This is a genomic window from Janibacter sp. UYMM211, from assembly GCF_040547045.1.
In the GTDB taxonomy this organism is placed as follows: domain Bacteria; phylum Actinomycetota; class Actinomycetes; order Actinomycetales; family Dermatophilaceae; genus Marihabitans; species Marihabitans melonis.
This window is the reverse complement of sequence record NZ_JBEPOY010000001.1, coordinates 289,585-310,424: the sequence shown is the minus strand read 5'-3', so window position 1 is coordinate 310,424 and position 20,840 is coordinate 289,585. Positions and strand designations below refer to the sequence as shown.

Annotated in this window: 19 protein-coding genes and 1 tRNA gene; 19 read left to right on the top strand and 1 reads right to left on the bottom strand. The window is 73.8% G+C overall.

The window, feature by feature from the left end:
• Positions 1-110 precede the first annotated feature (110 nt).
• The 5 genes from ABIB53_RS01400 to proB all read left to right on the top strand — a co-directional run bounded on the left by ABIB53_RS01400 (position 111) and on the right by proB (position 6,541).
• Positions 111-2,963, top strand: coding sequence for an Rne/Rng family ribonuclease (locus ABIB53_RS01400; RefSeq protein WP_354586821.1), 2,853 nt, complete (start codon positions 111-113; stop codon positions 2,961-2,963).
• A gap of 180 nt (positions 2,964-3,143) precedes the next feature.
• Positions 3,144-3,452 carry a 50S ribosomal protein L21 gene (rplU, locus tag ABIB53_RS01395; protein WP_123092820.1) on the top strand — a complete coding sequence of 103 codons (309 nt, stop codon included), beginning with the start codon at positions 3,144-3,146 and terminating at the stop codon, positions 3,450-3,452.
• 30 nt (positions 3,453-3,482) lie between these two features.
• Positions 3,483-3,746: a 50S ribosomal protein L27 gene (gene rpmA / locus ABIB53_RS01390; RefSeq protein WP_068274920.1), complete on the top strand. Its 264-nt coding sequence runs from the start codon at positions 3,483-3,485 to the stop codon at positions 3,744-3,746.
• Positions 3,747-3,829: 83 nt separating this feature from the next.
• Entirely contained in the window at positions 3,830-5,338 is a 1,509-nt protein-coding gene (gene obgE, locus ABIB53_RS01385; protein ID WP_191563355.1) for a GTPase ObgE, read from the top strand.
• Positions 5,339-5,395: 57 nt separating this feature from the next.
• Positions 5,396-6,541: a glutamate 5-kinase gene (gene proB, locus ABIB53_RS01380; protein WP_232311846.1), complete on the top strand. Its 1,146-nt coding sequence runs from the start codon at positions 5,396-5,398 to the stop codon at positions 6,539-6,541.
• Between the two features lie 215 nt (positions 6,542-6,756).
• Here proB and pdxY read toward each other — a convergent pair whose 3' ends face one another.
• Positions 6,757-7,614: a pyridoxal kinase PdxY gene (gene pdxY, locus ABIB53_RS01375; protein ID WP_191680908.1), complete on the bottom strand. Its 858-nt coding sequence runs from the start codon at positions 7,612-7,614 to the stop codon at positions 6,757-6,759.
• A gap of 72 nt (positions 7,615-7,686) precedes the next feature.
• On the opposite strand from pdxY, the gene ABIB53_RS01370 reads away from it, so the two are divergent.
• From ABIB53_RS01370 to ABIB53_RS01305, 14 genes are all read left to right on the top strand, one after another.
• Positions 7,687-7,989 (top strand): hypothetical protein, encoded by a 303-nt coding sequence (locus tag ABIB53_RS01370; protein ID WP_354586820.1) that lies wholly within the window; start codon positions 7,687-7,689, stop codon positions 7,987-7,989.
• A gap of 27 nt (positions 7,990-8,016) precedes the next feature.
• Positions 8,017-9,309: a glutamate-5-semialdehyde dehydrogenase gene (locus tag ABIB53_RS01365; protein ID WP_354586819.1), complete on the top strand. Its 1,293-nt coding sequence runs from the start codon at positions 8,017-8,019 to the stop codon at positions 9,307-9,309.
• 467 nt (positions 9,310-9,776) lie between these two features.
• Positions 9,777-10,028 carry a hypothetical protein gene (locus tag ABIB53_RS01360; protein ID WP_354586818.1) on the top strand — a complete coding sequence of 84 codons (252 nt, stop codon included), beginning with the start codon at positions 9,777-9,779 and terminating at the stop codon, positions 10,026-10,028.
• Positions 10,029-10,030: 2 nt separating this feature from the next.
• The gene (gene nadD / locus ABIB53_RS01355; protein ID WP_083968759.1) at positions 10,031-10,636 is read left to right on the top strand and encodes a nicotinate-nucleotide adenylyltransferase; all 606 of its coding nucleotides are present in this window, start codon (positions 10,031-10,033) and stop codon (positions 10,634-10,636) included.
• Positions 10,633-11,034, top strand: coding sequence for a ribosome silencing factor (gene rsfS, locus ABIB53_RS01350; protein ID WP_191680913.1), 402 nt, complete (start codon positions 10,633-10,635; stop codon positions 11,032-11,034). Before nadD ends, rsfS begins: the two co-directional genes overlap by 4 nt.
• Positions 11,031-11,681 (top strand): histidine phosphatase family protein, encoded by a 651-nt coding sequence (locus ABIB53_RS01345; protein WP_201467266.1) that lies wholly within the window; start codon positions 11,031-11,033, stop codon positions 11,679-11,681. Before rsfS ends, ABIB53_RS01345 begins: the two co-directional genes overlap by 4 nt.
• A gap of 76 nt (positions 11,682-11,757) precedes the next feature.
• A tRNA-Ala gene (locus ABIB53_RS01340) sits at positions 11,758-11,830 on the top strand.
• Positions 11,831-11,916: 86 nt separating this feature from the next.
• Positions 11,917-13,419, top strand: coding sequence for a LamG-like jellyroll fold domain-containing protein (locus tag ABIB53_RS01335; protein WP_354586817.1), 1,503 nt, complete (start codon positions 11,917-11,919; stop codon positions 13,417-13,419).
• 66 nt (positions 13,420-13,485) lie between these two features.
• Complete coding sequence (locus tag ABIB53_RS01330; RefSeq protein ID WP_123092829.1) at positions 13,486-14,115, top strand: YgjV family protein; 630 nt, start codon at positions 13,486-13,488, stop codon at positions 14,113-14,115.
• A 19-nt stretch (positions 14,116-14,134) separates the two neighbouring features.
• Positions 14,135-15,610, top strand: a complete 1,476-nt coding sequence (locus tag ABIB53_RS01325) for a gamma-aminobutyraldehyde dehydrogenase (RefSeq protein ID WP_354586816.1) — start codon at positions 14,135-14,137, stop codon at positions 15,608-15,610.
• 10 nt (positions 15,611-15,620) lie between these two features.
• On the top strand, positions 15,621-16,289 hold the full coding sequence (locus ABIB53_RS01320; protein WP_354586815.1) for a lysoplasmalogenase family protein: 669 nt from the start codon (positions 15,621-15,623) through the stop codon (positions 16,287-16,289).
• Positions 16,286-16,948, top strand: a complete 663-nt coding sequence (locus ABIB53_RS01315; RefSeq protein ID WP_354586814.1) for a SanA/YdcF family protein — start codon at positions 16,286-16,288, stop codon at positions 16,946-16,948. Before ABIB53_RS01320 ends, ABIB53_RS01315 begins: the two co-directional genes overlap by 4 nt.
• Before the next feature lie 110 nt (positions 16,949-17,058).
• Positions 17,059-19,959, top strand: a complete 2,901-nt coding sequence (leuS, locus tag ABIB53_RS01310; protein WP_354586813.1) for a leucine--tRNA ligase — start codon at positions 17,059-17,061, stop codon at positions 19,957-19,959.
• 4 nt (positions 19,960-19,963) lie between these two features.
• Entirely contained in the window at positions 19,964-20,809 is an 846-nt protein-coding gene (locus tag ABIB53_RS01305) for a DegV family protein (protein WP_068274957.1), read from the top strand.
• The last annotated feature ends 31 nt before the right edge of the window (positions 20,810-20,840 follow it).

Here is a 20,840-nt window from a genome sequence, read left to right as displayed (position 1 = left end):
ACTGACTTCCCGGGCGTGGCACGACCGCCACGCCGAGCCGCGACACGCGGCCGGACGGCCCCTCATCGGGGTTGGTCGTGGCGTCCGGCGGTGCCGCAGGAGGTGCCATCATGGCGACCGACGAGACCAGCACGACCGACGAGACCCTCGAAGAAGGCGTCGCGACGAGCCAGACCCCCCAGGACCCCGCCCCCGAGGCGGTCCAGGACGAGCTCATCGCGGACGACACCGCCGAGGACGACACCGAGGCGGAGGACGAGCAGGACGAGCCCGAGGAGCCGGCCGCCAGCGTGCCGAGCTTCGGTCTGCTCTTCCAGGCCCCCGAGCCCGTCGCTCCCCGCCGTGCGCGCCGCGCGGCCTCTGCCCCGCAGGCCGCGCCCGAGCCCCGCCCGCAGGACGACGAGCCCGAGGCCGTCGTCGAGCCGGAGAGCTCGCAGGACGACCGCGCCGCCGACACCGGCGACGACGACGAGCAGTCCGACCAGCCTCGACGCCGCCGCCGGCGCGGCGGTCGTGGCCGCAACAAGTCCGAGGACAGCGCGTCCGAGGACGAGGGCACCGAGGACACGAACGGGGAGGCCCAGGCCTCCTCGGACGACGACGCGGCCGAGGCCGACGACTCCGGCAAGGGCAGCGGCAACGGCTCCGGCGGTGGCTCCGGCGGTGGCTCCGGCCGCGGCCGTGGCGGCCGTGGTGGTCGCGGCGGCGACAAGGCTCGCCAGGACGCGCAGGACAAGGCCTCGGGCGGCTCCGACGACGCCGACGACGCGGCCCAGGACCACGAGGACGACGACTCCGAGGGCGGCGGCTCGAGCCGGCGCCGGCGTCGTCGTCGCCGCGGCTCCGGCTCGGGCGAGGGCCAGGAGGACCCGCCCGGCACCGTGACGAAGGTCCGCGAGGCCCGCAAGGAGCGCGACGAGCCGCAGGCCGTCAAGGGCAGCACGCGTCTCGAGGCGAAGAAGCAGCGTCGCCGCGAGGGTCGCGAGGCCGGCCGTCGCCGCACGATCATCACCGAGGCCGAGTTCCTCGCCCGTCGTGAGAGCGTCGAGCGCGTCATGGTCGTGCGCTCCAGCGGCGAGCGCACGCAGATCGGCGTCCTCGAGGACGACGTGCTCGTCGAGCACTACGTCTCGCGCGAGACGACCTCGACGATGGTCGGCAACGTCTACCTCGGCCGGGTGCAGAACGTCCTGCCGAGCATGGAGGCCGCCTTCGTCGACATCGGCAAGGGCCGCAACGCCGTCCTCTACGCCGGCGAGGTCAACTGGGACGCCCACGGCATCGGCAACGGTCAGCCCCGGCGCATCGAGCAGGCGCTGTCCTCCGGTGACGCCGTCCTCGTCCAGGTGACGAAGGACCCGATCGGCCACAAGGGGGCGCGCCTCACCTCGCAGATCTCGCTGCCCGGCCGCTACCTCGTGTACGTGCCCGAGGGCAGCATGACCGGCATCTCGCGCAAGCTCCCCGACAAGGAGCGCGCCCGCCTCAAGTCGATCCTCAAGCAGGTCGTCCCCGACCGTGCCGGCGTCATCGTGCGCACGGCCGCCGAGGGCGCGAGCGAGGAGGAGCTCACCAAGGACGTCGAGCGTCTCACCACCGCGTGGGAGCGCATCAGCGACAAGGCCGAGTCGAAGAAGGGCAAGAAGGGCGGCGCACCGACGGTCCTGCACGCCGAGCCCGACATGACCGTCCGCGTCATCCGCGACATCTTCAACGAGGACTTCTCGAAGATGGTCGTCTCCGGCGAGGACGCGTGGCGCGAGATCAAGGGCTACGTCGACGACGTCGCCCCCGACCTCTCCGACCGCCTCGAGCGCTGGACCGGTCAGCAGGACGTCTTCGCCGGGCACCGCATCGACGAGCAGATCGCCAAGGCGATGGACCGCAAGGTGTGGCTGCCCTCCGGCGGCTCGCTCGTCATCGACCGCACCGAGGCGATGACCGTCGTCGACGTCAACACCGGCAAGTTCGTCGGCTCCGGGGGCAACCTCGAGGAGACGGTGACGAAGAACAACATCGAGGCGGCCGAGGAGATCGTGCGTCAGCTGCGGCTGCGCGACATCGGCGGCATCATCGTCATCGACTTCATCGACATGGTCCTCGAGGCCAACCGCGACCTCGTCGTGCGCCGCCTGCTCGAGTGCCTCGGCCGCGACCGCACGAAGCACCAGGTCGCCGAGGTCACCTCGCTCGGCCTGGTCCAGATGACCCGCAAGCGGGTCGGCTCGGGGCTCATCGAGGTCTTCTCGCAGGAGTGCGAGCACTGCCACGGCCGCGGCATCATCGTCTCCTCCGAGCCGGTCTCCGGCGACGGCGGTCACGACCACGGTCACGGCGGCAACGGCGGGCGTGGCACCGGCGGCTCCAAGGACGACGACCAGGGCGGCTCCGGCTCCCGGTCGCGCCGGGGCAAGGGCCGCGGGTCGAAGGGGGAGGAGCAGCGCTCCTCCGCCGAGCCCGAGCGCGAGCCGCAGGACAAGAACGGCCGGACCGCGGCCCAGATCGCCGCGGCCGCCCACGCCGCCGCGATCAAGAACGTCTCCGGCGAGTCCGCCGAGGACGACGTCGCCGAGCTCGACCTCACCGCGGGCGAGGACGAGGTGGCCTCGGTCGAGGTGCGCGACGACGCGTCGACCTCCGTGCAGGACGCGCCGGCCGAGGAGCCCGCCCCCCAGGCTGCTCCCGAGCCCGAGCCCGAGCCCGAGCCCGAGCCCGAGCCCGCCCCGGCGCCGCGTCGTCGTGGCGGCCGTCGCGCCGCCTCCAGCGGCGCCCCGGTCACCCTCCAGGCCGTCGACCTCACCGCCTCCGCACCGAGCGAGCCGATCACGGCCGTCGCCGGTGCCGTGAGCGGCGCGGCCGAGCCCACCCCTTCGCCCGAGGCCGAGCAGACCTCGACACCCGCGCCGCGCCGCAAGCGCAAGCGGGTCACCTCCGAGGCCGGCCCGCCGACCGCGGGGGAGTGAGCCGGGCATGACCGGACCCGCCCCTCACGGGGCGGGTTTGGCCGGTGGTACCGCCGCCGGTAGTCTTGATCCTTGGTGCGTCCACCGAGCGGACGCCATCGGCCCTTCACGGGGTCGATGGACTGTCGGCCGGTCAGACAGAGAGAGCGCGCCATGCACACCGAAAGAGAGTTCCCACTGATGTACGCGATCGTTCGCGCGGGTGGCCGCCAGGAGAAGATCTCCGTCGGCGACACCATCCTCATCAACCGCGTCAAGGGCGAGGCCGGCGACGCCGTCGACCTCCAGCCGCTGCTCCTCGTCGACGGCTCCACCATCACCAGCGACGCCGACAAGCTCGCGAAGGTGTCGATCAAGGCCGAGGTCGTCGGTCCCGCGAAGGGCCCGAAGATCACGATCATGAAGTACAAGAACAAGACCGGGTACAAGAAGCGTCAGGGCCACCGCCAGCCGCTCACCCAGGTCAAGATCACCGACATCACGGCCTGAGCGCCACCGAGTAGCGAAGGACTTCCTGACATGGCACACAAGAAGGGTGCATCCTCGACCCGCAACGGTCGTGACTCCAACGCCCAGTACCTCGGCGTCAAGCGCTTCGGCGGCCAGGTCGTCGGCACCGGCGAGATCATCGTCCGCCAGCGCGGCACGCACTTCCACCCGGGCGACAACGTCGGCCGCGGTGGCGACGACACGCTGTTCGCCCTCGCGGACGGCACCGTCCACTTCGGCACGAAGCGCGGCCGCAAGGTCGTCAACATCGTCCTCGCGGACAGCGCCAGCTGATCGCCCGCAGGCACCACGTCGAAGGGGGTGGGTCAGCGCCACGCTGACCCGCCCCCTTCGTCTACCCCCAGGAGAAGAAGCAGATGACGAACTTCGTCGACCGGGTCGTCCTCCACGTCGAGGCCGGCAAGGGAGGCCACGGCGTGGCCTCGGTCCACCGCGAGAAGTTCAAGCCGCTCGGCGGCCCGGACGGCGGCAACGGCGGCAACGGCGGTGACGTCGTGCTCGTCGTCGACACGCAGAGCACGACCCTGCTCGACTACCACCGCAGCCCCCACCGGCGCGCCAAGAACGGCGCCCCGGGGGCCGGTGACGAGAAGGACGGCGCGGCCGGCGAGGACCTCGTCCTGGCCGTGCCCGAGGGCACGGTCGTCAAGACCCGCGCCGGTGACGTGCTCGCCGACCTCGTCGGCGAGGGCACCCGCTACGTCGCCGCCCAGGGCGGGCGCGGCGGCCTGGGCAACCGCGCCCTGGCCTCGCAGCGCCGCAAGGCCCCCGGCTTCGCGCTGCTCGGCGAGCCCGGCGAGAGCGCCGAGATCGTCCTGGAGCTGAAGTCGCTCGCCGACGTCGCGCTCGTCGGCTTCCCCTCCGCCGGCAAGTCCTCGCTCGTGTCCGTCCTGTCGGCGGCGCGACCGAAGATCGCCGACTACCCCTTCACCACCCTCGTCCCGAACCTCGGCGTCGTCACGGCCGGCTCGATGCGCTACACCATCGCCGACGTGCCCGGTCTCATCCCCGGCGCGAGCGAGGGCAAGGGCCTGGGCCTGGAGTTCTTGCGCCACGTCGAGCGCTGCTCGGTGCTCGTCCACGTCGTCGACTGCGCGACCCTCGAGCCCGACCGCGACCCGATGAGCGACCTCGACCTCATCGAGGCCGAGCTCGCCGCCTACGTCGGCGACGACGCCCTCGGCGGGATCCCGCTCTCGGAGCGCACCCGGGTCGTCGTGCTCAACAAGGCCGACGTGCCCGAGGCCCACGAGCTCGCCGAGATGGTCACCCCGATGCTCCAGGAGCGCGGGCTCGAGGTCTTCACGGTCTCGGCCGTCGCCCACACCGGCCTCAAGGAGCTCTCCTTCGCGCTGGCCCGCCACGTGCAGCAGGCGCGGGCCGACATCGAGCGCGAGGTCGTCCCGCAGCGGGTCGTCCTGCGCCCGAAGGGGGTCGACGACTCCGGCTTCGTCGTGCGGCGCGAGCGCACCTCCGACGGCGAGGTCTTCCGCGTCATCGGCGAGCGTCCGACCCGCTGGGTGCGCCAGACCGACTTCAGCAACGAGGAGGCCGTGGGCTATCTCGCCGACCGGCTCTCGCGCGCCGGTGTCGAGGACCAGCTCGTCAAGGCCGGCGCCGTCGCCGGCTCGACCGTGCTCATCGGCCCCGAGGACGACGCCGTCGTCTTCGACTGGGAGCCCACGCTCGTCGGCGGTGCCGAGCTGCTCGGCGGTCGTGGCACCGACGCGCGTCTCGACCCCAGCGACCGGCGCACCAACGCCGAGCGGCGCGAGGAGTTCCACGCCCGCAAGGACGCCCAGAGCGCGGCCCGCGAGGAGCTCGCGGCCGAGCGCCGTGCCGGTCACTGGACCGACGAGGACTGACGCGGCCACAGGCCGCAGACTGGGGCGCGTCCCCGACGCCCGGACCCGAGGAGCACCGTGACGCCGCTGGAGGTCACCGACGAGCAGGCCCGTGAGCGGGTCGCGTCCTCGCGACGGGTCGTCGTCAAGGTCGGCTCGTCCTCGCTCACATCGGCCGACGGCGGGCACCTCGACCTCGACCGGCTCCGGGGTGTCGTCGACGCCCTCGCCGGCCGCGTCGCGCTCGGTGCGCAGGTCGTCCTCGTCTCCTCCGGGGCGATCGCGGCCGGTCTCGGGCCCCTCGGCCTGCCCTCGCGCCCGCGCGACCTCGCGACCCAGCAGGCGGCGGCCAGCGTCGGCCAGGGGGCGCTCGTCGCCGCGTACGACCAGGCCTTCCGCCGGCACGGGCTGACCGTCGGCCAGGTGCTGCTGACGGCAGACGATACGACCCGGCGCACCCACTACACGAACGCGCGGCGGACCCTCGACCGGCTGCTCACGCTGGGGATCTTGCCGGTCATCAACGAGAACGACACCGTCGCGACGAGCGAGATCCGCTTCGGCGACAACGACCGGCTCGCCGCCCTCGTCGCCCATCTCGTCGGCGCCGACGCGCTGCTCCTGCTCACCGACGTCGACGCGCTCTACACCGACAAGCCCGGGCGTCCCGGGGCCCGCCGCATCCCCGTCGTGCGCGGCCGCGAGGAGCTCGACGCCGTCGACGTCAGCGCGCGCGGCTCGCGCGTGGGCACCGGCGGCATGCAGACGAAGGTCGAGGCCGCCTCGATCGCGGGCGCGGCCGGCATCACGGCGATGCTCGCCTCGGCCGCCGACGTCGCACCGGCCCTGGCCGGCGAGGACGTCGGCACCGTCTTCGTGCCCGCGCAGCGGCGCCGGGCCCCGCGTACGTGGTGGCTGCAGCACGCGACGACGTCGCGCGGCGAGCTCGTCGTCGACGCCGGCGCCGTCACGGCCCTCACCCAGCGCGGCAAGTCGTTGCTTCCCGCGGGCATCGTCGAGGTGCGGGGCAGCTTCGTCGACGGCGACCCCGTCGACGTCGTCGGCCCCGACGGCACGGTCCTGGGTCGCGGCCTGAGCAACTACGGCTCGGTCGAGCTGCCGCTCATGCTCGGGCGCTCGACGAAGGAGATCGCCGCCGACCTCGGGCCCGAGTACGAGCGCGAGGTCATCCACCGCGACCACCTGGCCCTCCACCCCCGCTGACCGGCGCGGGCAGCCCCTTCGCCCGTCGTGGCCGGGCAACCGGCCGGCGACCGGGACCCCCGGCTGTGACCGGGACACGTCCCGGTCACCCCGAGGTGTCCCGGTCGGCCCGGGGTATCCCGGTCCTGGCCGCATCCCCTGGCCGTGCTCGACCCATGACGAAGGGGGAGCCGGCCGGCTCCCCCTTCGCGCTGTCCTGCGGTGCGTCTCGCGGCTCAGCGCACGCGGGTGACCTCGAACTGCATCCGGGGCGCGGCGAGGTGCTCCTGGGCCTGGACGAGCTGGAGCTCGCGGCGGCCGGAGTCGAGGGTGGTCTTGACGAGGTCCCACACGCTCGAGGCGGTGCGGCCGAGGGCGAGGGCCGGGTCGCCGGTCTGCAGCAGGTGGGTGGTGAAGAGGGCGGCGGTGACGTCGCCGGAGCCGTTGCACTTGATCGGCAGGTGCTCGGTGCGCACGACCCAGGCCCCGTCGCCGTGCACCGCGAGCATCTCGATGGTGTCGTCGGGGCGGTCGGGCTGGAGCACCGAGGTGACGAGCACCGTCGAGGGGCCCATCGCGCGGGCGGCGTCGACGGAGGCGAGCGTGCTCTCCATGTCGTCGGGCTCGGTGCCGGTGAGGAAGCCGAGCTCGAACTGGTTGGGGGTGATGAGGTCGGCCTGCGGCACGACGCGCTCGCGCAGGAGCACGGGGATGTCCGGGTGGACGAAGCAGCCCGACTTCGCGTTGCCCATCACGGGGTCGCACGCGTAGATCGCGTCGGGGTTGGCCGCTTTGACCTGGGCGACGGCGTCGAGGACGACGTCACCGATCTGGGTGCCGCCCTGGTAGCCGGACAGCACCGCGTCGACCTCGGGGAAGGCCTCGCGCTCGCCGACGCCGGTGATGACCTCGCGCACGTCGTCGGCCGGCAGCATCGGGCCGCGCCACTGGCCGTACCCGGTGTGGTTGCTGAAGACCACCGTCGAGACCGGCCACACCTCGACGCCGAGGCGCTGCATGGGGAAGACGGCGGCGGAGTTGCCGACGTGGCCGTAGGCGACCGAGGACTGGATGGACAGGATCGTCGTGCTCACCGGCCCATCTTGGCACTGCGAGGGCGCACCATGGACACCGTCCGCCCACGCGACCGTCCCCGAGGAGCCCCGATGTCCGCAGCTCTCGTTCTGCCGCTCCTCGCCGGCCTGCTCGTCGTGCTCGTGGCGGTCGTGGCCCTCGTCGTCCTCGTCGTGCGCTCACGGCGGCGCGCTGAGGAGGCGCACCAGCAGGAGCACCGACCGCTCGACCCGAGCGTCATCGAGTGCTTCCCGACGGGCTACCAGCCGCCCGCGCGACCCGGTGCGGGGGGAGCGGGCGAGACCGCCCCGGGCACGGCGGGACCCGCCCCGGACCCGGCGGGACCCACCCCGGGCGCGTCGACCGGTCGCCGGTCGGACGACCCGACCGGCTGAACGCCGTCGTCGCCTAGATTTGTCGTCATGACCGCCCCGACCGCCGGACCGGCGCAGGCCAGCCCCGAGGACGTCGAGCTCGTCACCGCGCTCGCCACCCGCTCTCGCGTCGCCGCCCGCCGTCTCGCCCTGCTCACCCGCGCCGAGAAGGACGCCGCCCTCCACGCCCTCGCCGACGCCCTCGACGCGGCGAGCGAGCAGGTCGTCGCCGCCAACTCCGAGGACGTCGAGCGCGGCCGCTCGCAGGGCATGGAGCAGAGCCTGCAGGACCGCCTGCGCCTCGACCCCGAGCGGGTCGCCGCGGTCGCCCAGGCGCTGCGCGACGTCGCGGGGCTGCCCGACCCGGTCGGCGAGGTCGTGCGCGGATCGACCCTGGCCAACGGGCTGCAGATCCGCGAGGTCCGCGTGCCGATGGGCGTCGTCGGGATGATCTACGAGGCCCGTCCCAACGTCACCGTCGACGCCGCCGGTCTCGGGCTGAAGTCCGGCAACGCCGTCATCCTGCGCGGCGGCAGCGCCGCCGCGAGCAGCAACCGCGTGCTCGTCGACGTCATGCGCTCGGCGCTGACCACGGTCGGGCTGCCCGCCGACGCCGTGCAGCTGCTCGAGGGCGGGCACGGGTCGGTCACGGCGCTCATGCGGGCCCGCGGGCTCGTCGACCTGCTCATCCCGCGCGGGGGAGCGGGCCTCATCCAGTCCGTCGTCCTCGGCTCGACCGTGCCGGTCATCGAGACCGGCATCGGCAACTGCCACGTCTACGTCGACGCGGCCGCCGACCTCGAGCAGGCGCGGGCGATCACGATCAACGCCAAGACCCACCGGCCGAGCGTGTGCAACGCCGCCGAGTCGCTCCTCATCCACCGCGCCGTCGCCGCGGACTTCCTGCCGGTCGCCCTTCGACAGCTGTGCGACGCCGGGGTGCGCCTCCACGTCGACCCCGCCACCGCGGCTCTCGCCGGCGACGTGCCGACGGAGCCGGCGACCGACGAGGACTACGCGACCGAGTACCACGGCCTCGAGATGAGCGTCGCCGTCGTCGACGACCTCGACGCGGCGCTCGAGCACGTGCGGCGCTTCGGCTCGGGTCACAGCGAGGCGATCGTCACCCAGGACCGCGGCGCGTCGCGCCGCTGGGTCGCCGAGGTCGACGCGGCCGCGGTGCTCGTCAACGCGAGCACCCGCTTCACCGACGGGGGCGAGTTCGGCTTCGGTGCCGAGATCGGCATCTCGACCCAGAAGCTGCACGCCCGCGGGCCGATGGCGCTGCCCGAGCTGACGACGACGAAGTGGGTCGTCGAGGGCGAGGGCCACGTGCGCTGACCCGCGCGGACGACGCGCCGAGGGCCCCTTCGATCGTCTCGAAGGGGCCCTCGCGCCGTCGGACCAGCCGGCCGGGTGGGCTCCGCGGTGACGTGCGGCGGCGCGGGGCGCCGGGCGATCCGAGTCGAGCCCCCGGGGTCCGTCCCTGCGGTCACCCGGCAGCCCGGAGGCCGTCGTCGCGCTCGCGCGCCGGTGCAGGTGCGTTATCCCTGGGACCCGTTGCCGCCCAGGCCCCCGGGCGAAGGGGGGCGCCGGGCTTGGGTGCACCCGCTTGTCTACTCCTGGGTACCGCGACGGGGCAACCGCGCCGGGCGCCCGGTCGACGAACGGTGGACGGACCCGGGTTGTCCCCAGCGAGAGGCCCATGACCTCGTCGCCGTGCACACCCCTGTGCACGACGACGGTGGACAAGTCGGGCCGACGACGCCGCGGGGCGGGCCGGGCGCGGGGCCCGGTAGGCTGGGGCCATGCTGAGCACCTTCGTCTCGTACGCCGCCGAGGCCGCCCCCGAGCACCACATCGAGCTGCCCTTCAGCCACTGGGGCTTCGGTGGCATCGCGCTCGCGGTCTTCGCCTTCATGCTCGGGTCGCTGTGGTCCTTCCGCAACACCGCGAACAAGGTGCCGCACACGACCGAGCACGCCCCCGGCGCGCACGACCACGACACCCCCGGCGCGCACGACCACGACACCCCCCACGAGGGCCCGGGCCAGCACTGACCATGCGCCTCGGCGTCATGGGTGGGACCTTCGACCCCATCCACCACGGGCACCTCGTCGCGGCCTCGGAGGCGCAGTCGTTGCTCGACCTCGACGAGGTCGTCTTCGTCCCCACCGGGCAGCCCTGGCAGAAGGCGGAGCGCAAGGTCAGCCCGCCCGAGCACCGCTACCTCATGACGGTCGTCGCCACCGCGAGCAACCCGCGCTTCACCGTGAGCCGGGTCGACATCGACCGCGACGGCCCGACCTTCACCATCGACACCCTGCGCGACCTGCGCGCCGCACGACCGGACGACGAGCTCTTCTTCATCACCGGCGCCGATGCGCTCGCGCAGATCCTGTCGTGGAAGGATGCCGACGAGCTCTTCGAGCTCGCGCACTTCGTCGGCGTCACCCGCCCCGGCTACGAGCTCAGCGAGTCGGGGCTGCCGCAGGACCGGGTCACCCTCCAGGAGGTGCCCGCCATGTCGATCTCCTCGACGGACTGCCGTGACCGCGTCGCCGAGGGCGAGCCGGTCTGGTACCTCGTGCCGGACGGCGTCGTCCAGTACATCAACAAGTACGCCCTCTACACCCGACCCACTGATGGGGAGCCCACCACCTCGTGACTGCCAGCACCCGAGCCGTCGAGCTCGCCACCGTCGCCGCCCGCGCCGCCGAGGACAAGATCGCCGAGTCGGTCGTCGCCCTCGACGTCAGCGGGCAGATGCCCCTGACCGACATCTTCCTCATCGTCTCCGCGGACAACGAGCGCCAGGTCGCCTCCATCGTCGACGCCGTCGAGGACGCCCTGCGCGACGTCGGCGCGAAGCGCCTGCGCCGCGAGGGGGCCCGCGAGTCGCGCTGGGTCCTGCTCGACTTCGGCGACGTCGTCGTGCACGTCCAGCACGAGGAGGAGCGCGCCTACTACGAGCTCGAGCGGCTCTGGCGCGACTGCCCGGTCCTCGACCTGCAGACGGGGGCGCCGGCCGCCGGCGCCTCGGACGAGACCACCGACCCCTCGTGAGCCGGCCGCGTCGCCTCGTCGTGCTCCGGCACGGCGAGACCGACTCCAACGCGCGCGGGATCTGGCAGGGCCAGCTCGACCACGAGCTCTCCGAGCGCGGGCACGCGCAGGCCCGCGCGGCTGCTCAGGCGCTCGTCGCGCTGCACCCCTCGCGGGTCGTCGCCTCGGACCTCCTCCGGGCTCAGGTGACCGGTCGTGACGTCGCGCAGGCGTGCGGCGTGCCGATCACCCTCGACGAGCGGCTGCGCGAGATCCACGCCGGCGACTGGCAGGGCCTCACCGGGGCCGAGGTGCGCGAGCGCTACCCCGAGGACGCCGAGCGCCTGCTGAGCGGCGAGGACTTCGTGCGCGGCGGCCACGGCGAGAGCGTCGCCGACGTCGCCGAGCGCTCCCGGGCCGCGGTCTCGGAGGTCGTCGCGAGCATGGCGCCGGGGGAGTGCGTCGTCCTCGCGACCCACGGGGTCACCGGCCGCACCCTCGTCGTCGACCTCGTCGGTCTCGACCAGCAGCAGGCCTGGCTGGCGCTGGGCGGGCTGCGCAACTGCCACTGGGCGCTGCTCGAGGAGGGACGCGCCGGATGGCGCGTCGTCGAGTGGAACGTCGGGGCCCCGCCGGACGCGACCGCGGCCGAGAGCGTCATCGCCTGACCGCTCGATTTGGTGGCGAAGGGGTAGGCATGGGTACTATTCCGCAGTCCCCACAGGGGGCGCGAGCATCACGCTCGGGGCTGTAGCGCAGTTGGTAGCGCACCTCCATGGCATGGAGGGGGTCAGGGGTTCGAATCCCCTCAGCTCCACCCGTGAGACGAAGACCCGGACCGGATCGGTCCGGGTCTTCGTGCGTCCGGCCGCACGACGACGTCGCCTCGTGGACACTGTGCGCATGCCACGTCGGCGAGCACGCGCTCGCAGCCCCCGCCTCGTCCCCCTCCTGCTCGTCGGTGCGCTCGCCGTGCCGGCTGCGCTCGCCACGCCCGCCGAAGCCGCGCCCGACGCCGGTCCCGCCGCGTCGTCGGCCGCCGCCTCCAGCCCGAGGACCCCGGGCTGGGGCGACGGCATGACCGTCGCCGGGCGCAGCTGCCTGGCTGCCACACGGTGGAAGGAGGTGCTGCGCCCCTCCTCCGCCCAGCGGCTCGCGGTGCGTCTCTCCGACGCCGACGGCGACGCCGTCCGTGCCCGCCTGGAGATCTGGGACGCCTGGCCCCGGCAGCGGGTCTCGGCCCGGGCGGTGCCCGGCGGGTCGACGCACGTCGCCAGCGGGTCCACCGTCTCGGCCGGGCTGTCGCCGACGCTCACCGACGGCCAGCACACCGCGCGATGGCGGGTGCAGGACGCGACGGGGGCGTGGTCGGGCTGGTCCCCGGAGTGCCCCTTCACCGTGCTGCGCTCGGCGAGCATCAGCGGGTCGGCGCGCCACGGCTCGGTCGTGCCCGTCCACTCCTCGCAGACGTGGACGATCACGGCGCCTCGCACCGATCGTGAGATCGCCTACCGCTGGCGCGTCAACGGCATCGTCGGCCCGTGGACGACGACGCCCTACCCGGGACGACCGATCACCCTGACGCGTCCTGTCGACGCCTCTCTCGTCGAGCTGCAGGCCCGGGCGGTCGACGCCGCCGGCGTCACGCACCCCGACACCGCGTGGTTCGCGCTGCACGGCCGGCTGAGCGACGTGTCCGCCGCCTACGCCATGCGGCCCGTGCGCACGACGACCGGCTACCGCGTCGACAACGAGGTCGAGGGCGGTCCCGCCCTGTCGACCGCCGCCCGCGGCGACGGCAGCGCGCCGGTGGAGCGGGTCGTCCGGCCGGCGCGAGGGGTGCCCACCGACTCGCTCACCGACGCCCTCGCCCCGCGCGCGACGACGGGGGCGCGGGCCCGGACCGGTCTCGACGCCAGCACCGGCTTCAGCGTCTCCGCCTGGCTGCGGGCCGCGGGTGCCGACGACCAGACGGCCCTGGTCGTGCCGGTGACGACCGCAGCGGGTGCGGGCACCCTCTCCGTGCGTCGCGACGCGACCGTCGACCGCTACGAGGCCGTGCTGCGCGGCCCCGGCGGCACCGAGCTCGCCCGGGTCGTCGACGCCGCCCCGGACCAGCCCTCACGGGCCGGGCGGTGGTGGTCGGTCGGCATCACCTACCTGCCGGGTGCGACCGGTGGCCCCCAGCTGCGGCTCGACGTCATGCACGAGAGCGACGAGCGGTCGATCGGGTCGACCCTGCGGACGAGCTCGTCGCCCGTCCCGGTGCTGGGCGACGTCGGCGACCTCCTCGTCGGGGCCGGTCACGGCCAGGCCGGCTGGGCCGGCCACCTCGACGACGTGCGCACCTGGGACGGCCCCGCGACCCAGGCCCAGGTCGTGGCCGCGGCGGGGTCGTCGTGGTGACCCCCCTTCGCCACGCCTCGCCGCACCTGACCCGGCCGCGGGCGGGCGCCCGCTAGCCTGCGGCCCATGAGCAGCACGGCGCTGGAGGTCATCGGCTGGCTCGGCTCCGCCGTGCTCGTCGTCTCGCTCCTGCAGACCAACCTGCACCGGCTGCGCTGGATCAACCTGCTCGGCTGCGTCGTGCTCATCGGGTACAACGCCGCGGTCGGCGTGTGGCCGATGGTCGGGCTCAACGTCGTCCTGGCCGTCATCAACGTCGTCTACCTCGTGCGGGGCTGGCGGGACCGCCACGACGAGCGGGCCTACCAGGTGCTCCAGGTCGACGGCGACGACGCCTACCTGCGCCACGTCCTGCGCGTCCACGAGGCCGACATCCGCCGCTTCACCCCTGGCTTCGTCCACGACCCCTTCGCCCACGACGCCGCCTACCTCGTGCTCACCGGCGACGAGACCGTCGGCGTCGTCGTCGTGCGCGACGAGGGCGACGGCGTGGCGCAGGTCCTGCTCGACTACGTCACGCCGCGCTACCGCGACCGCAGCCCGGGCGAGGTCGTCTTCGGGCCGCACGGCCCCTTCCGCACCGACGGCTACCGGCTCGTGCGCACGCCCGCCGGCATGGTCGAGCCCTACTACGACCGGCTCGGCTTCGTCCGGGTCGGTGACCACCACGAGCTGACCGTCGGCCCGCCGGGCTGAGGTCGGGCAAGGAGCAGACATGCACCAGATCGTCGACGGCACCCGTCGCCGGGGCTCAGGCGAGCAGATCGACCTCGTCGACCCCTCGACCGGCGAGGTGCTCGACGTCGTCGACCTCGCCTCGCCGCGGGACGTCGACGACGCGGTCGCGGCCGCCCGGAGCGCCTTCGCGACGTGGTCGCGCACGACGCCGGGCGAGCGCTCGGACCTGCTCGCCCGCACCGCGCGGGTGCTCGACGACCGCGCCGAGGAGCTCGCCCAGGCCGAGACGGCCCAGTGCGGCAAGCCGATCCGGCTCTCGCGCGAGTTCGACGTGCCGGGCACCGTCGACAACGTCGCCTTCTTCTCCGGCGCCGCGCGTCACCTCTCGGGCCTGGCGAGCGGCGAGTACAGCCCCGACCACACCTCGGCGATCCGCCGCGAGCCGATCGGCGTCGTCGGCTCGATCGCCCCGTGGAACTACCCGCTGCAGATGGCCGCGTGGAAGGTCCTGCCCGCCGTCGCGGCCGGCAACACCATCGTCCTCAAGCCCTCCGAGCTCACCCCGACGACCTCGCTGCTCTTCGCCGAGGCCTTCCTCGAGGCCGGGGTGCCCGCCGGGGTGGTCAACGTCGTCACCGGGCGCGGCGCCGACGCCGGCTCGCACCTGCTGCGGCACCGTGACGTCGACATGGTGTCCTTCACCGGCTCGACCCGGGTCGGGCGAACCGTGCTCGAGGCGGCGGCGACGACCGCGAAGCGGGTCCACCTCGAGCTCGGGGGCAAGGCCCCCTTCGTCGTCCTCGAGGACGCCGACCTCGACGCGGCGATCCACGGCGCCGTCGCCGGGTCCCTCATCAACTCCGGGCAGGACTGCACGGCCGCGACGCGGGCGATCGTCCACGAGAGCCTGCACGACGCCTTCGTCGACGGGGTCGCCGAGCTCTACGAGCGGGTCGTCCTCGGGCCGACCCGGGACGAGGCGACCGACATGGGATCCCTCGTCTCGGTGGAGCACCGCGACCGCGTGGCGGCGATGGTCGAGCGGGCGAAGGGGTACGCCCGGGTCGTCACCGGGGGAGAGGCCCCGACGTCCGGCGAGCTCGCCCGCGGCGCGTACTACCGGCCGACCCTCGTCACCGGGGCCCCGGCGGACAGCGAGATCGTGCGCGACGAGGTCTTCGGCCCCGTCCTCGCGGTGCTGCCGGCCGCCGACGACGACGAGGCGATCGCGCTGGCCAACGACTCGGTCTACGGGCTCGCGGCGTCGGTGTGGACGCGCGACGTCTACCGCGCCGGGCGGGCGACCCGCGAGATCTCGGCGGGCTGCGTGTGGGTCAACGACCACATCCCGATCATCAGCGAGATGCCGCACGGCGGCTTCCAGCAGTCCGGCTTCGGCAAGGACATGTCGCACTACTCCTTCGAGGAGTACACGCAGGTCAAGCACGTGATGACCGACATCACCGGGGCGGCGCACAAGGAGTGGCACCGCACGATCTTCCGCACGCCGTAGGGTGCGCGCCATGACCCGACCCAGCCGCCGTGCCGCGCTGTGGACGCTCACCGCGGGAGCCGTCGCCGCCGACTGGGTCGCCGTCGCCGCCCGGCACCGCCGCGCCGAGGTCGTCGCCAAGCCGGGCGCGATGCTGGCGCTCGGCTCGGCGGCCCTCGCCTCCGGTCTGCACGAGCGACCGTGGGGCCGCAGCGTGCTCGGCGGGCTGGGGCTCGGCCTCGTCGGCGACGTCGCCCTGCTGCGGGGCGAGCAGCGCGGGTACTTCCTCGGCGGGCTGACGAGCTTCTTGCTCGGCCACCTCGCCTACCTCGACGCGACCCGCCGGATGGGTCTGCACCGCACCGCGTGGGTCCTGCCGGGCGGTCTCGTGCTCGCCGGGTGCCTGTGGTCGAGCCGCGAGGTGCTGCCGGCGCTCGCAGCAGAGGGCGGGCTGCCCGCAGCAGCGCCGGTCGCCGCGTACATGGCGGTCATCGGCGCGACGAGCCTGGCCGCGTGGTCGACGCAGGACGTCGTGCTCGGCACCGGCTCGTCGCTCTTCGTGCTCAGCGACACGGTGCTCGCGCGCGACGCCTTCGTCGCGCCCGTGCCGGCCGCCGGGGTCCGCGTCATGGTCCCGTACCTGCTGGCCCAGACCCTCGTCGTCGTCGGGGCCCTGCGCCACGCCCGGGCGCAGCGATGACCCGGCGACGGCTGCTGCTCGCCGCCGGCGGGCTCGTGCTCCTCGTCGCGCTCGTCGTCGGAGGGCCCAACCTCTGGGTGGCCCGCGCGTCCTCCGGGCACCTCTACACCGCGCAGGACGTGCCCCGTCACCCCGTCGCGATCGTCCTCGGTGCCGGGCTGGCGCCGGACGGGTCGCCGAGCCCCTTTCTCCGGGCGCGGCTCGACGTCGCGGCCGAGCTCGTCCGCGAGGACAAGGTCGAGGTCGTCCTCGTCAGCGGTGACAACCGCAGCCACGACTACGACGAGCCGAGCGCGATGCGCGACTACCTCGTCGACCGCGGGGTCGACCGGGACCGGGTCGTCCTCGACTACGCGGGCCTGGACAGCTACGACACGTGCGTGCGGGCCAAGCGGGTCTTCCAGGTGAGCAGCGCGACGGTCGTCTCGCAGGGCTACCACGTGCCCCGCGTCGTCGCGGTCTGCCGGGCGGTCGGGCTGCCCGTCGACGCCGTCGGCGACGAGACCGCCCGGCGGTGGGGCGGCACGTGGTCGGCCGGTCGCCAGCGCGAGGTGCTCGCGAACGTCAAGGCCGCCGCCGACGTCATCACCCGGCGCGACCCGGTCCTCGGGCCCGTCGAGCCCGGCGTCACCGACGCCCTCGAGCGGGCGCGGGACTGACCCCCTTCGCCGCTCGTCGTCGTGGGCGCGGCGAAGGGGGCCGGCGCACGGCCGGTATCCTGCCAAGTCGGGCTCCCGTGCCCGCTGACGATCGCGAGAGACAAGGACCGATGAGCCAGACCCCGCACCGTTACACGGCCGCACTCGCCGACCAGATCGAGCTCTCCTGGCAGGACCGGTGGGAGAGCGAGGGCACCTTCCACGCGTCCAACCCCGCCGGCCCCTGGGCCGACCCGGAGGGCGTCGCCGCCCACCCCGAGGGTCATCTGCTCGTCCTCGACATGTTCCCCTACCCCAGCGGGGCCGGGCTGCACGTCGGCCACCCGCTGGGCTACATCGCCACCGACGTCGTCGCGCGCTACAACCGCATGCTCGGCAAGAACGTCCTGCACTGCCTGGGCTACGACGCCTTCGGGCTGCCGGCCGAGCAGTACGCGGTGCAGACCGGTCAGCACCCGCGCACGACGACCGAGGCGAACATCGCGATCATGGCGCGCCAGCTGCGCCGTCTCGGGCTCGGCCACGACGACCGTCGGGCGATCCGCACGATCGACCCCGACTACTACCGCTGGACGCAGTGGATCTTCCTGCAGATCTTCAACTCCTGGTACGACGCCGACGCCCCGCGCGAGGACGGCGGCATCGGGCGGGCCCGACCGATCGCCGACCTCGTCGAGGAGTACCGCAGCGGGCGCCGCCCGCTCCCGGCCGACGACGGCCGCGGCTGGGACGACCTCTCGCACGTCGAGCGGGCCGACCTGCTCGACGCCCGGCGCCTCGTGCAGAGCGTCGAGGCCCAGGTCAACTGGTGCCCGGGGCTGGGCACCGTGCTCGCCAACGAGGAGGTCACGAACGAGGGCCGCTCGGACCGCGGCAACTTCCCGGTCTTCAAGCGCAACCTGCGCCAGTGGGTCATGCGGATCACCGAGTACGCCGACCGGCTCGCCGACGACCTCGACGGGGTCGACTGGCCCGAGAAGGTCAAGATCATGCAGCGCAACTGGATCGGGCGCAGCCAGGGCGCGCGGGTGACCTTCCCGGTCGACGGTGCCCCCGGCACCGGGATCGAGGTCTTCACGACCCGGCCTGACACCCTCTTCGGCGCGACCTTCATGGTCCTCGCCCCCGAGCACCCGCTCGTCGACGAGCTCGTCCCCGAGGGCGGCTGGCCCGAGGGCACACGGGACGCGTGGACCGGGGGAGCGGGCAGCCCCGGCGAGGCGGTGGCCGCCTACCGCGCCCAGGCCGCGGCGAAGACCGATCTCGAGCGCCAGGCCGAGGGCAAGGAGAAGACCGGCGTCTTCACCGGTGGCTGGGCGACCAACCCCGTCACCGGCACGCGCGTGCCCGTCTTCGTCGCCGACTACGTCCTCATGGGCTACGGCACCGGCGCGATCATGGCCGTGCCCGCCCAGGACGAGCGCGACTGGGACTTCGCGACCGCCTTCGAGCTGCCGGTCGTGCGCACCGTGCAGCCCCCGGCCGACCACGACGAGTCGACCGCCTTCACCGGCGACGGCCCGGCCATCAACTCGAGCAACGACGAGATCTCCCTCGACGGGCTCGGCGTCGCCGAGGCCAAGGAGAGCATCACGACCTGGCTCGAGGGCAAGGGGCTGGGCGAGGGCGCGGTCACCTACAAGCTGCGCGACTGGCTCTTCGCCCGTCAGCGCTACTGGGGCGAGCCCTTCCCCGTCCTCTTCGACGAGGACGGCATCGCCTACGGGGTGCCCGAGGACCAGCTGCCCGTCGAGCTCCCGGACGTGCCGGACTACAGCCCGCGCACCTACGACCCCGACGACGCCGGCAGCGAGCCCGAGCCGCCCCTCGCCCGCGACGCCGACTGGGTGAGCGTCGAGCTCGACCTCGGCGACGGGCGCGGCCCGCGCCGCTTCCGCCGCGACACCAACGTCATGCCGCAGTGGGCCGGCTCGTGCTGGTACTACCTGCGCTACCTCGACCCGGCGAACGGCCAGGCCCTCGTCGACCCCGAGAACGAGCGGTACTGGATGGGCCCGCGGCCCGAGCCGGTCGCCGGCGCGCCCGCCGGCACCCGTGACCCCGGTGGTGTCGACCTCTACGTCGGCGGCGTCGAGCACGCGGTGCTGCACCTGCTCTACGCCCGCTTCTGGCACAAGGTGCTCCACGACCTCGGTCACGTCAGCTCCTCGGAGCCCTTCCGCACGTACTTCAGCCAGGGCTACATCCAGGCGGCCGCCTACCGCGACGCCCGGGACCAGCCGGTCGAGGCGCGCGAGGTCGAGGAGGGGCCCGACGGCACCTTCACCTGGCAGGGCCAGCCGGTGACCCGGGAGTTCGGCAAGATCGGCAAGTCGCTGAAGAACATGGTCAGCCCCGACGAGATGTACGAGACGTACGGCGCGGACACCTTCCGGCTCTACGAGATGGGTCTGGGCCCGCTCGAGCAGAGCAAGCCGTGGGACACCCGTGCCGTCGTCGGCCCGCAGCGCTTCCTGCAGCGGCTCTGGCGCAACGTCGTCGACGAGGAGAGCGGCGAGGTCACCGTCGTCGACGCCCCGCTCGACGACGCGACCGCGGCCGTCCTGCACCGCACGATCGACGCGGTGCGCGCCGACTACGCGGGGCTGGGCTTCAACACCGCGATCGCCCGGCTCACCGAGCTCAACAACGCGCTGACGAAGATCGAGGGCGGTGTGCCCCGCGAGGCGGCCGAGGCGATCGTGCTCATGGTTGCCCCGCTCGCGCCGCACATCGCCGAGGAGCTGTGGTCGCGCCTGGGTCACGAGGGCTCGCTCGCCCACGAGGCCTTCCCGCAGGCCGACCCGTCGCGCCTCGTCGAGGAGACCGTCACCTGCGTCGTGCAGGTGCGCGGCAAGGTCAAGGACCGTCTCGAGGTGCCCAGCGACATCGGCGAGGACGAGCTGCGCGAGCTGGCGCTCGCCAGCCCGAAGGTCGCGAGCCTGATCGACGGGGGTGTGCGCACCGTCGTCGTGCGCGCCCCGAAACTCGTCAACGTCGTGCCGGCCTGAGCCGATGACCCCGGTTGCCGTCGTCACCGACTCCACCGCCGTCCTGGCGGGTCGTGGGTCGGTGACGACGGTGCCGCTCCAGGTCGTCGTCGACGGGGTGTCGCACACCGACGGCACGCTCGCCCCCGGGCTCCTCGCGCAGTCGATGCGCCGGCGCTCGCCGGTCTCGACGTCGCGGCCCACCCCCCACGTCTTCCTCGAGGCCTACGAGCGGCTCGTCGAGCAGGGGGCTGACGCGATCGTGTCGGTGCACCTCTCCTCGGCGCTGTCGGGGACCGTCGACGCGGCTGCGAGCGCCGCCGTCGACTCGCCCGTGCCCGTGCGTGTCGTCGACACCCAGACCATCGCCCGTCCGCTGGGGGTGGCGGCCGAGGAGGCCGCCGTCCTCGCGGCGGCCGGCGCCGACCTCGACGCGTGCGAGGCGGCTGCCCGCCGGGTCACCGCAGCCAGTGAGGTCGTCGTCTACGTCGACACGCTCGAGCACCTGCGCCGCGGCGGGCGGATCGGGGGCGCCCAGGCGCTGCTCGGGTCCGCGCTGGCGATCAAGCCGATCCTCGAGGTCCGCGACGGCGCGGTCCAGCCGCTGGAGCGCGTGCGCACCGCGGGGCGCGCGCTGGGCCGGCTCGAGGCGATCTGCCTCGAGCGGGCGGGGCGCATCAGGGCGAGCGGGGCGACGCTCGACGTCGCCGTGCACCACCTCGACGCCGACGAGCGGGCCCAGACGCTGTGCGATCACCTCGCGGCGTCGCTCGAGGAGCAGCCCCGCGTCGTCGAGCTCGGCGCGGTCATCGGCGCGCACGTCGGGCCGGGCACCATCGCGGTGACCCTCGCCCCCCGCTTCGAGAGCTGATCTCGCTGGCGGGATCTCGCCGGCGGGCTGT

Bases quoted from the DNA above. Each gene is read 5' to 3' on its own strand.
- ABIB53_RS01400 (WP_354586821.1), top strand. From the start codon at position 111: ATGGCGACCGACGAGACCAGCACGACCGACGAGACCCTCGAAGAAGGC.
- rplU (WP_123092820.1), top strand. From the start codon at position 3,144: ATGTACGCGATCGTTCGCGCGGGTGGCCGCCAGGAGAAGATCTCCGTC.
- rpmA (WP_068274920.1), top strand. From the start codon at position 3,483: ATGGCACACAAGAAGGGTGCATCCTCGACCCGCAACGGTCGTGACTCC.
- obgE (WP_191563355.1), top strand. From the start codon at position 3,830: ATGACGAACTTCGTCGACCGGGTCGTCCTCCACGTCGAGGCCGGCAAG.
- ABIB53_RS01370 (WP_354586820.1), top strand. From the start codon at position 7,687: ATGTCCGCAGCTCTCGTTCTGCCGCTCCTCGCCGGCCTGCTCGTCGTG.
- ABIB53_RS01365 (WP_354586819.1), top strand. From the start codon at position 8,017: ATGACCGCCCCGACCGCCGGACCGGCGCAGGCCAGCCCCGAGGACGTC.
- ABIB53_RS01360 (WP_354586818.1), top strand. From the start codon at position 9,777: ATGCTGAGCACCTTCGTCTCGTACGCCGCCGAGGCCGCCCCCGAGCAC.
- nadD (WP_083968759.1), top strand. From the start codon at position 10,031: ATGCGCCTCGGCGTCATGGGTGGGACCTTCGACCCCATCCACCACGGG.
- ABIB53_RS01335 (WP_354586817.1), top strand. From the start codon at position 11,917: ATGCCACGTCGGCGAGCACGCGCTCGCAGCCCCCGCCTCGTCCCCCTC.
- ABIB53_RS01330 (WP_123092829.1), top strand. From the start codon at position 13,486: ATGAGCAGCACGGCGCTGGAGGTCATCGGCTGGCTCGGCTCCGCCGTG.
- ABIB53_RS01325 (WP_354586816.1), top strand. From the start codon at position 14,135: ATGCACCAGATCGTCGACGGCACCCGTCGCCGGGGCTCAGGCGAGCAG.
- ABIB53_RS01320 (WP_354586815.1), top strand. From the start codon at position 15,621: ATGACCCGACCCAGCCGCCGTGCCGCGCTGTGGACGCTCACCGCGGGA.
- ABIB53_RS01315 (WP_354586814.1), top strand. From the start codon at position 16,286: ATGACCCGGCGACGGCTGCTGCTCGCCGCCGGCGGGCTCGTGCTCCTC.
- leuS (WP_354586813.1), top strand. From the start codon at position 17,059: ATGAGCCAGACCCCGCACCGTTACACGGCCGCACTCGCCGACCAGATC.
- ABIB53_RS01305 (WP_068274957.1), top strand. From the start codon at position 19,964: ATGACCCCGGTTGCCGTCGTCACCGACTCCACCGCCGTCCTGGCGGGT.